We start from the raw sequence: 9,321 nt of genomic DNA on the forward strand, positions 1-9,321 counted from the left end.
TCCTTTGTACTCACCCTCTCGGGCTTTCCTCCGGGCGCTTCCCTTCGGTCTTGCGTCTCCGACTCTATCAGATCTTTTCGATCCGATTCCCTGTCGGCGGGATTTGCCGTCGGCCCCGGGCTTTCGCTCGTCGGCCTTTCGACATTCACTACGTTAGCCGATTCCCCGTCCAACTCATAATCGAGTCTTTCGGCGTCGAATTCAGACATGCGGACACGTCGAATTCGCCCCTGCTGAGGGGAGTCGCCAGGTAGTGGTTTGGCCGCTTCCGGCTGCGGGCGATCGCCCTGTCCGGCTCAAGCGGCTCGGACTACCTTACGCACCCTCGGGGGGCGAGTCAACTTCGGCGGCGCCTCGGGACATGCGCCCGGTAGGGACTCACCGTCGGGTCGTCGGCGACCCAGAACCGCCAGGGGTGGACGGCCCCTTCCCCGGAGACGCCGGTGCGCGGTCCGTTGCGTACCTGGTCGGAGGGGACGGGGGTGCCGGTCAGCATGCGGAGCGGGGTGTCCCCCGTGGTGCAGGCGTCCGTGCCGTCGAGAGAGCGGTCCACGTCCAGGGCCGTCGCGAGCCGGGCGGGGCCTTTGGCCAGTTCCTTGTCGTTGCGGGCCGAGAGTCGACGGGTGCGGGCGAGTTCGGCGCCCTCGATGATCTCGCCGGCGCGCAGCAGGACCGCGCTCGACCTGCCTTCGGGACCGCACACCAGGTTCATGCAGAACCACATGCCGTAGGTGAAGTAGACGTACACATGACCGGGCGGGCCGAACATCACCGCGTTGCGGGCCGTGCGGCCGCGGTAGGCGTGGGAGCCCGGGTCGTTCTCACCGTCGTACGCCTCCACCTCTGTGAGGCGGAGGGCGATCGGGCCGTCCGGGGTGCTGCGGACCAGGATGCGGCCGAGCAGGTCGGGGGCGACCTCGAGGACGGGCCGGTCGAAGAACTCCCTGGGCAGGGGCGTACGGTCGGGGCTCGCGATCATGCCGTCCGAGGGTACTGGAGACGGATGCGGCCACGGGGTGGCCGCCGGCACCGGCTCTTGCCAGGGTGGGGCATGGAACCGGCCGCGGCCGGAGAGCGTTCGTAGGGATCAAGGATCCACCCGTAGTGGGCGAGAGGGAGAGACATGGCGTTCAAGAAGTTGCTCGCGAGCCTGGGGGCCGGCGGGGCTTCGGTCGAGACGGTGCTGCACGAGGTCAACGTCGTCCCGGGCGGTGTCGTCCAGGGTGAGGTGCGCATCCAGGGCGGGTCCGTCAACCAGCAGATCGAGGGGCTGTCGGTCGGGCTGCAGGCGAAGGTCGAGGTGGAGAGCGGGGACCAGGAGTACAAGCAGGACATCGAGTTCACGAAGTCCCGGCTGGGCGGTGCGTTCGAGCTCCAGGCCAACGCGGTGCACGCGGTGCAGTTCGGGCTGGAGATCCCGTGGGAGACGCCGATCACGATGATCGACGGGCAGGCGCTGCGCGGCATGAACATCGGCGTCACCACCGAACTGGAGATCGCGCGCGCCGTGGACTCCGGTGACCTGGACCCGATCAACGTGCACCCGTTGCCGGCGCAGAAGGCGATCCTGGACGCGTTCATCCAGCTCGGGTTCCGCTTCAAGAACGCGGACATGGAGCGCGGTGTCATCCGGGGCACGCGGCAGAAGCTGCCGTTCTACCAGGAGATCGAGTTCTTCCCGCCCCAGCAGTACCGGGGGCTGCACCAGGTCGAGCTGAGCTTCGTGGCCGACCAGCACGCCATGGACGTGGTGCTCGAGATGGACAAGAAGCCGGGGCTGTTCAGCGAGGGCAGCGACACCTTCCGCTCCTTTCAGGTGGGTCTGAACGACTACCAGGCGACCGACTGGACGGCGTACCTCAACCAGTGGCTCTCCGAGGTGGGCAGCAAGCGCAACTGGTTCTAGGGCAGGTTCTAGGCTCGGGGGGACACGCACCAAACGATCCAGGAGGTACCGAGGTGACCGAGCTCAAGCGGCGGCCGCTCCCCCACGACTTCCATCCGCCCGTGCCGTCGTTCACGGTGACGAGCGAGGACGTCCGCGAGGGCGCCACGCTCAAGGACGCTCAGGTCCAAGCGGCCGGCAACACCTCTCCGCAGTTGCGGTGGGAGGGCTTCCCGCCCGAGACCAAGAGCTTCGCCGTGACCTGCTACGACCCCGACGCCCCGACGGGCAGCGGGTTCTGGCACTGGGTGCTGTTCGACATCCCGGCGTCGGTGACCGAGCTGCCGGCGGGTGCGGGCGGCGGCAGGTTCGAGGGGCTTCCCGAGGGGGCGGTGCACGCCCGTAACGACTACGGGAGCAAGGACTTCGGCGGGGCCGCGCCGCCTCCCGGTGACGGGCCGCACCGCTATGTGTTCACGGTGTACGCCGTGGACCAGGAGAAGCTGGGGGTGGACGCGGACGCCTCACCGGCCGTCGTCGGCTTCAACCTGCGGTTCCACACGATCGGGCGGGCCCAGCTGATCGGTGAGTACGAGGTGCCCGCCGAGGGCTGAGCCCCCCTCTCGCGCCATCCCGGCGTTCATACGACGTTTGCCCGCTCCTGGTATTGGAATTGATCAGGAGCGGGCATTTTCTTGTTGCCGGGGGTCGCGGGGGTCACCCCCTGTGGGAGCAGCAGATATTGCGTTGTCCATCTCGGCGTGCCCGGCCAGAGTTGATCCCAGCCCGCCAGGGGGTGGGCCGGTGCACACGGGAGGTGGGCTGGTATGCGGGACACGCTGGTACTGAACGCGAGCTTCGAGCCGTTGTCGACGGTGACGCTGAACCGAGCCGTCGTTCTGGTGCTTCAGGACAAGGCCGTCGTCGAGCAGGCCCACCCCGAACTGCGGATGCGGGGAGCGGCGGTCGACATACCCGCGCCGCGGGTGATCAGGCTCTGCCGATACGTACGGGTGCCGTTCCGAAGACGCGCTCCGTGGTCGAGGCGGGGTGTGCTGGTGCGGGACCGGCACAGGTGCGCGTACTGCGGGCGTCGGGCCACGACCGTGGACCACGTGGTGCCGCGGTCGCAGGGCGGTCAGGACAGCTGGCTGAACACGGTGGCCTCGTGCGCGGTGGACAACCACCGCAAGGCGAACCGGACTCCGGAGGAGGCGGGGATGCCGCTGCTGCGGCAGCCGTTCGAGCCGACGCCGGCGGACGCGATGCTGCTGGCGCTGGGGCAGGACGACTTCGAGGCGCTGCCGGAGTGGCTGGCGCAGCCCGCCGCGTAGCCGTCGCGTGAGAAGGGGCCCGCTTCCCGGGAGGGAGGCGGGCCCCTTCTCACGTGGGTGCCGGGTCAGTCGATGTACGGCTTCTCGCGGCGTTCCTGGGCGGGGACGCCGCCGGCGGACGCGCCCCCGTTGCCGCCAGAACCCCCGCCGATGTTGCCGAAGTTGCCCATGGCGCCGGACAGGCCCTTCAGGGCGTCGCCGATCTCGCTGGGCACGATCCAGAGCTTGTTGGCGTCGCCCTCGGCGATCTTCGGGAGCATCTGCAGGTACTGGTAGGAGAGGAGCTTCTGGTCCGGGTCGCCGGCGTGGATGGCCTCGAAGACCGTGCGGACGGCCTGGGCCTCGCCCTCGGCACGCAGGGCCGCGGCCTTGGCCTCACCCTCGGCGCGCAGGATCTGGGACTGCTTCTCGCCCTCGGCTCGCAGGATCTCGGACTGGCGGACGCCTTCGGCCTGGAGGATCGCGGCGCGCTTGTCGCGATCGGCGCGCATCTGCTTCTCCATCGAGTCCTGGATGGAGGTGGGCGGCTCGATCGCCTTGAGTTCCACGCGGTTGACGCGGATGCCCCACTTGCCGGTGGCCTCGTCGAGGACGCCGCGCAGCGCCGCGTTGATCTCCTCGCGGGAGGTCAGGGTGCGCTCCAGGTCCATGCCGCCGATGATGTTGCGGAGCGTGGTGACGGTGAGCTGCTCGATCGCCTGGATGTAGCTGGCGACTTCGTAGGTCGCGGCGCGGGCGTCGGTCACCTGGTAGTAGATGACGGTGTCGATGTTGACGACCAGGTTGTCCTGGGTGATCACCGGCTGGGGCGGGAAGGGGACGACCTGTTCGCGCAGGTCGATGCGGTTGCGGATGGTGTCGATGAACGGCACGACGATGTTGAGGCCCGCGTTGAGTGTGCGCGTGTAGCGGCCGAACCGCTCGACGATGGCCGCGCTGGCCTGCGGGATGACTTGGATCGTCTTGATCAGGGCGATGAAGACCAACACCACCAGAATGATCAGGACGATGATGACCGGTTCCATCGACGTTCCCCGTACCCTTCTCCGCCTCGGCGCCTTCGGAAGATCCTAGGTTGATCTTGCTGGTCGAGTCTGACAGACCGTCGCGTACCCCGCGAGGAGTTCTCGCCAGTTGCGTCGTGCGGGGTCACATGACGACGGCGGTGGCTCCCTCGATGTCCACGACGTCCACTTCCTGGCCCACCTCGTAGGCGCGGCCGGTGTCGAGGGCGCGGGCCGACCAGATCTCGCCGGCGAGCTTGATCCGGCCGCCGGAGGCGTCGACGCGCTCCAGGACGACGGCTTGCCGGCCCTTCAGGGCGTCCACGCCGGAGGCGAACTGGGGCCGTTGGGCGCGGTGCCGGTTGGCGATGGGGCGTACGACGGCGATGCCCGCGGTCGAGACGACGGCGAAGACGACGACCTGGGCGACGGCTCCGCCGCCGAAGACGCCGGTGGTCAGCGCGGCGGCGACGGCGCCCACCGCGAGCATGCCGAGTTCGGGCATCGCGGTGACCACGAGCGCGATGCCGAGCGCCGTCGCGCCGATGAGCCACCACAGCCAAGCGTCGATGTCCACGTGGTCATGGTAGGTCCGCGGACCCGGTCGCCGACAGGGCGCCCGTGGTGAAATCCCGCTCCCGCCCGGGGATTTGCGCGGTGCGCGGGCGGGTCAGGACAGCGGGAGGCCCTGTGCGGTCCAGCGCTCGCCCGACTGCTCGACGACGAGCGGGAGGCCGAAGCAGAGGGAGAGGTTGCGGGAGGTGAGTTCCAGCTCCAGCGGACCGGCGGCCAGGACCTTGCCCTGACGGATCATGAGGACGTGGGTGAAGCCCGGCGGGATCTCCTCGACGTGGTGGGTGACCATGAGCATCGAGGGGGCGATGGGGTCGCGGGCGAGGCGGCCGAGGCGGCGGACGAGGTCCTCGCGGCCGCCGAGGTCGAGGCCGGCGGCGGGCTCGTCGAGGAGGAGCAGCTCGGGGTCGGTCATCAGGGCGCGGGCGATGAGGGTGCGCTTGCGCTCGCCCTCGGAGAGGGTGCCGAACCGGCGCTCCAGGTAGTCGCTCATGCCGAGCCGGTCGAGGAAGGCGCGGGCGCGCTGTTCGTCGATCTCCTCGTAGTCCTCGTGCCAGGTGGCGGTCATGCCGTATGCGGCGGTGAGGACCGTCTGCAGGACGGTCTGGCGCTTGGGGAGCTTCTCGGTCATGGCGATGCCGGCCATGCCGATGCGGGGGCGCAGCTCGAAGACGTCGGTGCCGGGGCGGCCGAGGGTCTCGCCGAGGATGGTGGTGGTGCCCGAGCTGGGGTAGAGGTAGGTGGAAGCGAGGTTCAGGAGGGTGGTCTTGCCCGCGCCGTTGGGGCCGAGGATGACCCAGCGCTCGCCCTCCTTGACCGACCAGGAGACCTGGTCCACCAGAGCCCGGCCCTCGCGGACCACGGATACGTCCTGAAGCTCCAGAACATCGCTCATGAGCGCGTTGTCTCCCCTTGCAGTGTGGCCGGTCTCGGCTGTCGCGTACGCCTGTGGCTCGGTCCGCCGCGCCGGTGGGCGCAGCCCTCCATGAAATCTACGCCACCGGCCGACCGGGGCATTCCCTCGGTCCGGTCCTTGGAGGGTCCTAGGGTGGAGGCATGCTTGCTGAACCACGTGCCGGGCGCCTCGCCGCTTGGGGAAACGCCCTTTTGGCCGGACTTGTCTCTCCGGATGACGCGGTGCTCGCCATCGTCGGCGAGGACGCGGTGCACCGGGTGGCGGGACTGCCGGACGAGTCGGGCCAGGTCGGGCTGACGCTCGCGCTGGGACGGTTGCGCCGGCTCGGGGCGACCGGGCTGCGGGTGGCGCTGCCGGCGCCGGGGCATCCGCTGGGTCTGAGCGGGCCGCCGGAATTCAACGCGCGGGCGCTGGAGGCCGAGGAGGCGGTGATCTGTCACGGGGTCGCGCTCGGGCTGGTGCCGGACGTGTACGAGGCCGGGCCCGAGCATGTGCGCGACGAGGTGGTGTGGCATGTGCTGCCCGTGCGGGAGGCGCCCCCCGCGGACGTGCCGTCGCTGGGTGAGGCGGAGCGGGAGCTCGCGGAGGCCCTGCGCGAGGCGACCGAGGTGCTGACGCGGCTGGACGTGGCCGGGTCGGGACCGGTAGCCGAGGCGGCCGTCGACGCGTACCGGGCCCGGGCCGAGCGGGGGCGGGAGGTGCTGGCGCCGGGGTATCCGCCGCGGGCGGTGCGGGTGCTGGAGCTGGCGCAGCGGGTGGGGACGCTCATCGCCGTGGCGACCGGTACCGGGCACGGGGGTGCGGTGAGTGCGTCGGAGATCTCGGCGCGGCGGGAGGCGCTGCGGCCGGTGGAGCGGACGGCTCGGCGGGCGCAGGTCGCGGCGTACAACTCCGTTGTGGAGGAGCGGGAGCGGGGGGTGCGGTGACGGGGGCTCGTGTCGCGCTCGGCCTCGGGGCCGGGGTCACGGCGTTGTGCGATCCGGCGTTGCGAGGTGCTGCCCCGGGCTCTTCGAGCAGGGGTGTCCCCGGCTCCCACCCGTGCCGCCCTGAGCGGCACGCATGCCCGCAGCCCAGTGGGACGCGCGCCTACGGCTGACGCTGGGTCGGGTGCCTGCGGCTGAAGCCGAGTCGGGTGCCCGCCGCTGAGGGGCGCGGGGCCGGCGGCCGTGCGGGCCGGCCTCCCGGGCGTGCCGGGAGGCCGGTGTCACCTCCGGCTCGGGGACGGAGGCGGTGCGTCAGTGGTTGACGGCGAGGTTGCCGAAGGCCGGGTTCAGGATGCCCACGACGTTCACGCTGTTGCCGGAGACGTTGACCGGCACGTGCACCGGGGCCTGGACGACGTTGCCCGAGCCGACGCCCGGGGAGCCCACGGCCTGGCCGTCGGCGTGCGCGCTGGTGGCGGAGGCCATGCCCGCGCCCGCGGCCAGCAGGCCACCCGTCACCATCGTCACGGCCGCTGCCTTCTTCAGGTTCTTCACTTCTGAGCCCTCCTAGCGATTGCCGCGGCAGGCGCCGCAGCACGCACTGGAGAACGGCGAAGATCCCCGGAGGATGCGCCATCCGGGGGACGTTCCCACGACAGTATGAATCTCAGTCCGGAACGCAACCTTCCGCGTTGCCGTGGGGTGAGCGTGTCAGCCCGTCACACCATGGCGGACGGCCCACAACGCCGCCTGGGTCCGGTCGGCCAGGTCGAGCTTCATCAGGATGTTCGAGACGTGGGTCTTGACGGTCTTCTCGGACAGCACGAGGGCCCGGGCGATCTCCCGGTTCGAGCGGCCGTCCGCTATCAGGCCGAGCACCTCGCGCTCCCGCTCGGTGAGGGACCCTCCCCTGCCCGGGCCGGAGTTGGCCTCCTCCTGGGACAGCAGGGCGCCGGCGACCTCCGGCTGGAGGAGGATGTGCCCGGCGTGGACGGAGCGGATGGCACCGGCGAGCGCGTCGGGGTCGACGTCCTTGTAGACGTACCCGGCGGCGCCCGCGCGCAGGGCCGGGACGACCGTGCGCTGCTCGGTGAAACTGGTGACGACGAGCACGCGCGCGGGATGGTCGAGCTCGCGGAGTCTGCGCAGGGCGTCGACCCCGTCCATGCCCGGCATCTTGACGTCCATGAGGATGACGTCGGGCCGCAACTCCTCGGCGCGCTCCACCCCTTCGGCGCCGTCCGCGGCCTCGCCGACGACCTCGATGTCGTCCTGCACTTCGAGGAAGGTGCGCAGGCCCCGGCGGACCACCTGGTGGTCGTCGACGAGCAGCACCCTGATTGCGTCAGCCACCGGGGACCTCCATCTCGATCGTGGTGCCCTTGCCGGGCGCCGATTCCACGGTGAGCGTGCCGCCGGCGCCGCTCGCCCGGTCCCGCATCGACACCAGACCGAGGTGACGGCCGGCGCGGCGGACCGCGCTCGGGTCGAATCCGCTGCCGTCGTCGGCCACCCGCAGCACCGCTCCCCCGCCGCGCCGTTCCAGCGTCACGTCGACGTGGCCGGCGCCGGAGTGGCGCAGGGCGTTGTGCAGCGCTTCCTGGGCGACCCGCAGAACGGCCTCCTCCTGGGAGGCGGGCAGGGCTCTGACGCCGTGGCCCGTGAAGGTGACGCGGGCGCTGTGGGCACGGTCGAGGACCTGGATCTGGGTACGCAGAGTGGCGACCAGACCGTCCTCGTCGAGTGCGGCCGGGCGCAACTCGACCACCGCTGCGCGCAGTTCGTCCGCCGCCTCGGCGGCCAGCGCCGCCACCTGCTGCAGCTCGCCCTTGGCGCGGGAGGGGTCGCGGTCCACCAGGCGGGCCGCGGCCTGGGCGGTCAGCCGCAGGGAGAACAGCTTCTGGCTGACCGCGTCGTGCAGTTCGTGGGCGAGCCGTGAGCGCTCCTCGGCGATCGTGAGCTCGCGGCTGCGTTCGTACAGGCGGGCGTTGGTGAGGGCGATCGCGGCGTGCTGGGCGAGGATGCCGAGCAGTTCCTCGTCGTCCTGGGTGAAGCCGCAACTGCCCTCGGGCTTGGGGCAGTTCTTGTTGGCGAGGAACAGGGCGCCGATGACCTCGTCGCCGTCGCGGATCGGCAGGCCGAGGAAGTCGACCAGGTCCGGGTGGGCCTTCGGCCAGCCCTCGAAGCGGGGGTCCTTGCGGACGTCGGCCAGGCGCTCGGACCTGGCCTCGCGCAGCATCGCGGCGAGGATGCCGTGCTGGCGCGGGAGCGGGCCGATGGCCTTCCACTGCTCCTCGCTGACGCCGTCGACGACGAACTGGGCGAAGCCGCCGTGGTCGTCCGGCACGCCGAGCGCGGCGTACTGCGCGTCGAGCAGCTCACGGGCCGAGGCGACGATCGTCTTCAGGACGTCGCGCACCTCGAGGTGTCTGCTCATGGCCAGCAGCGCGGAGCTCACCGCGGCGAGGCCGGACCGGGGGCCGTGACTCATGTCCTCACGGTACCGGCGCGCTGTGACGGCGCGGATCGGACCGGTGGTGGCGGGGGCCGGGCCGCTGGGCCTAGGTCGCTGGGCGGAGGCCGCGGGGCGGGGCGCAGGTCCGCCCCGCGGCCTGGCGCAGGTCCGCCGGGTGGCCTGGCGCAGGTCCGCCGGGTGGCCTGGCGCAGGTCCGCCGGGTGGCCTGGC

General features: G+C 71.1%; 12 protein-coding genes. 4 read left to right on the top strand and 8 right to left on the bottom strand.

Annotated features, from left to right (window positions below; translation table 11 throughout):
- Together Q5694_RS34615 and Q5694_RS34620 are read right to left on the bottom strand one after the other, a co-directional pair.
- On the bottom strand, nucleotides 1–209 hold a 209-nt coding region (locus tag Q5694_RS34615), incomplete at its 3' end, for a hypothetical protein (RefSeq protein ID WP_333937490.1).
- A gap of 128 nt (nucleotides 210–337) precedes the next feature.
- Nucleotides 338–979: a DNA-3-methyladenine glycosylase gene (locus Q5694_RS34620; protein WP_333937491.1), complete on the bottom strand. Its 642-nt coding sequence runs from the start codon at nucleotides 977–979 to the stop codon at nucleotides 338–340.
- Nucleotides 980–1,123: 144 nt separating this feature from the next.
- Here Q5694_RS34620 and Q5694_RS34625 point away from each other — a divergent pair, with 144 nt between their 5' ends.
- From Q5694_RS34625 to Q5694_RS34635, 3 genes are all read left to right on the top strand, one after another.
- Nucleotides 1,124–1,906, top strand: a complete 783-nt coding sequence (locus tag Q5694_RS34625) for a sporulation protein (protein ID WP_333937492.1) — start codon at nucleotides 1,124–1,126, stop codon at nucleotides 1,904–1,906.
- Nucleotides 1,907–1,959: 53 nt separating this feature from the next.
- A complete protein-coding gene (locus Q5694_RS34630) occupies nucleotides 1,960–2,499 on the top strand; it encodes a YbhB/YbcL family Raf kinase inhibitor-like protein (protein ID WP_333937493.1) in 540 nt (179 codons plus the stop codon).
- Nucleotides 2,500–2,712: 213 nt separating this feature from the next.
- The gene (locus tag Q5694_RS34635; RefSeq protein ID WP_333937494.1) at nucleotides 2,713–3,219 is read left to right on the top strand and encodes an HNH endonuclease; all 507 of its coding nucleotides are present in this window, start codon (nucleotides 2,713–2,715) and stop codon (nucleotides 3,217–3,219) included.
- Between the two features lie 65 nt (nucleotides 3,220–3,284).
- Here Q5694_RS34635 and Q5694_RS34640 read toward each other — a convergent pair whose 3' ends face one another.
- From Q5694_RS34640 to Q5694_RS34650, 3 genes are all read right to left on the bottom strand, one after another.
- Entirely contained in the window at nucleotides 3,285–4,244 is a 960-nt protein-coding gene (locus Q5694_RS34640; RefSeq protein ID WP_333937495.1) for an SPFH domain-containing protein, read from the bottom strand.
- Nucleotides 4,245–4,368: 124 nt separating this feature from the next.
- Nucleotides 4,369–4,800 (bottom strand): NfeD family protein, encoded by a 432-nt coding sequence (locus tag Q5694_RS34645; RefSeq protein ID WP_333937496.1) that lies wholly within the window; start codon nucleotides 4,798–4,800, stop codon nucleotides 4,369–4,371.
- Nucleotides 4,801–4,893: 93 nt separating this feature from the next.
- Complete coding sequence (locus tag Q5694_RS34650; RefSeq protein WP_333937497.1) at nucleotides 4,894–5,691, bottom strand: ABC transporter ATP-binding protein; 798 nt, start codon at nucleotides 5,689–5,691, stop codon at nucleotides 4,894–4,896.
- A 161-nt stretch (nucleotides 5,692–5,852) separates the two neighbouring features.
- On the opposite strand from Q5694_RS34650, the gene Q5694_RS34655 reads away from it, so the two are divergent.
- Complete coding sequence (locus tag Q5694_RS34655; protein ID WP_333937498.1) at nucleotides 5,853–6,638, top strand: hypothetical protein; 786 nt, start codon at nucleotides 5,853–5,855, stop codon at nucleotides 6,636–6,638.
- 309 nt (nucleotides 6,639–6,947) lie between these two features.
- On the opposite strand, the gene Q5694_RS34660 is transcribed toward Q5694_RS34655, so the two are convergent.
- The 3 genes from Q5694_RS34660 to Q5694_RS34670 form a co-directional block, all read right to left on the bottom strand.
- On the bottom strand, nucleotides 6,948–7,190 hold the full coding sequence (locus tag Q5694_RS34660; protein ID WP_030852293.1) for a chaplin: 243 nt from the start codon (nucleotides 7,188–7,190) through the stop codon (nucleotides 6,948–6,950).
- 156 nt (nucleotides 7,191–7,346) lie between these two features.
- On the bottom strand, nucleotides 7,347–7,988 hold the full coding sequence (locus tag Q5694_RS34665) for a response regulator transcription factor (protein WP_333937500.1): 642 nt from the start codon (nucleotides 7,986–7,988) through the stop codon (nucleotides 7,347–7,349).
- Nucleotides 7,981–9,126 carry a GAF domain-containing sensor histidine kinase gene (locus Q5694_RS34670; protein ID WP_333937501.1) on the bottom strand — a complete coding sequence of 382 codons (1,146 nt, stop codon included), beginning with the start codon at nucleotides 9,124–9,126 and terminating at the stop codon, nucleotides 7,981–7,983. The genes Q5694_RS34665 and Q5694_RS34670 overlap by 8 nt, the downstream gene beginning before the upstream one ends.
- Nucleotides 9,127–9,321: the final 195 nt, after the last annotated feature.

It is taken from the genome of Streptomyces sp. AHA2 (genome assembly GCF_036857595.1).
Lineage (GTDB): Bacteria > Actinomycetota > Actinomycetes > Streptomycetales > Streptomycetaceae > Streptomyces.

What these genes read in the sequence shown, in the direction of transcription:
- Q5694_RS34635 (WP_333937494.1), top strand. Translation starts at nt 2,713, where the DNA reads ATGCGGGACACGCTGGTACTGAACGCGAGCTTCGAGCCGTTGTCGACG.
- Q5694_RS34655 (WP_333937498.1), top strand. Translation starts at nt 5,853, where the DNA reads ATGCTTGCTGAACCACGTGCCGGGCGCCTCGCCGCTTGGGGAAACGCC.
- Q5694_RS34640 (WP_333937495.1), bottom strand. Translation starts at nt 4,244, where the DNA reads ATGGAACCGGTCATCATCGTCCTGATCATTCTGGTGGTGTTGGTCTTC.
- Q5694_RS34625 (WP_333937492.1), top strand. Translation starts at nt 1,124, where the DNA reads ATGGCGTTCAAGAAGTTGCTCGCGAGCCTGGGGGCCGGCGGGGCTTCG.
- Q5694_RS34650 (WP_333937497.1), bottom strand. Translation starts at nt 5,691, where the DNA reads ATGAGCGATGTTCTGGAGCTTCAGGACGTATCCGTGGTCCGCGAGGGC.
- Q5694_RS34670 (WP_333937501.1), bottom strand. Translation starts at nt 9,126, where the DNA reads ATGAGTCACGGCCCCCGGTCCGGCCTCGCCGCGGTGAGCTCCGCGCTG.
- Q5694_RS34620 (WP_333937491.1), bottom strand. Translation starts at nt 979, where the DNA reads ATGATCGCGAGCCCCGACCGTACGCCCCTGCCCAGGGAGTTCTTCGAC.